The following is a 440-nucleotide window of genomic DNA, read 5'->3' as shown; positions in this document are numbered from 1 at the left end:
CACCGTGCGCCCTTATTCACTTAACTAAGCTTTACAATGAATAAGCGTCACTAATAAAATTAGCCTTCGCTTACAATCAAATGTTATTGATGTCGTTGTTACTCTTATTTAGTTTTCAAGGTACAAAAATGGAGCCTAGCGGGATCGAACCGCTGACCTCCTGCGTGCAAGGCAGGCGCTCTCCCAGCTGAGCTAAGGCCCCAAATGAAATAGATGGTGGGCCTGAGTGGACTTGAACCACCGACCTCACGCTTATCAGGCGTGCGCTCTAACCAGCTGAGCTACAGGCCCATCTATTTTAAATTATGAGAAATTGCTCTCTCAAAACTGAACCAAACAACACAGTATGCCTTACCGAGAGGCACGTAAGTGCCTCTGGCGTTCCATTATATCTTCCTTAGAAAGGAGGTGATCCAGCCGCACCTTCCGATACGGCTACC

The 440-nt window shown here is 47.0% G+C and carries 2 tRNA genes; both read right to left on the bottom strand.

Annotation, left to right across the window (positions count from 1 at the left end):
- Positions 1-129 precede the first annotated feature (129 nt).
- Positions 130-202: transfer RNA gene (locus ACDX78_RS23275), tRNA-Ala, on the bottom strand.
- Between the two features lie 12 nt (positions 203-214).
- A tRNA-Ile gene (locus ACDX78_RS23270) sits at positions 215-291 on the bottom strand.
- Positions 292-440 lie beyond the last annotated feature (149 nt).

The sequence above is a fragment of the Virgibacillus oceani genome, from assembly GCF_041521345.1.
GTDB lineage: Bacteria > Bacillota > Bacilli > Bacillales > Amphibacillaceae > Virgibacillus_N > Virgibacillus_N oceani_A.
The sequence above is the reverse complement of the archived record's forward strand: the minus strand, read 5'-3'. Positions and strand labels throughout refer to the sequence as shown.